Genomic DNA, 475 nt, shown 5'->3' with positions numbered 1-475 from the left:
ATCATTACAGTTGCTATTGGAAAATGCCGTAAAGCATAATATGGTTACCTCAAGTAAGCCGCTACATATCAAAATCTATGAGGATGAAGGTTACCTCGTTGTAGAAAATAATTTGCAACCCAAACAAATAGTAAAAAAGAGCAGTGGCGTTGGCTTAACCAATATCATGCAACGTTACAAACTGCTCACAAAGAAAAAAGTAGACATTAATAAAGAAGCAAACAGTTTTGCTGTAGCAATACCAATGCTTACCAAACAAATATCAGTCATGAGACCACAAACATCAAATCAAATAGACGACAGTTATTTACGTGCCCGCAATCACGTAGAAGAACTTAAAAACTTTTACTACAGCTTAATATCGTATTGCTTGGTAATACCCTTTCTAATCTTTATCAATTACAGAACATATTGGGGCTTCCAATGGTTTTGGTTCCCGATGATAGGTTGGGGCATAGGTTTAACCATACAAGCT

General features: G+C 36.0%; 1 protein-coding gene. It reads left to right on the top strand.

Going from position 1 to position 475, the window contains the following annotated elements; genetic code table 11:
* Positions 1–40: 40 nt before the first annotated feature.
* On the top strand, positions 41–475 hold a 435-nt coding region (locus H4O21_RS28110; RefSeq protein ID WP_220495853.1), incomplete at its 3' end, for a 2TM domain-containing protein.

This window comes from Oceanospirillum sediminis (assembly GCF_014164585.1).
GTDB lineage: Bacteria > Pseudomonadota > Gammaproteobacteria > Pseudomonadales > Halomonadaceae > Oceanospirillum > Oceanospirillum sediminis.
The sequence above is the reverse complement of the archived record's forward strand: the minus strand, read 5'-3'. Positions and strand labels throughout refer to the sequence as shown.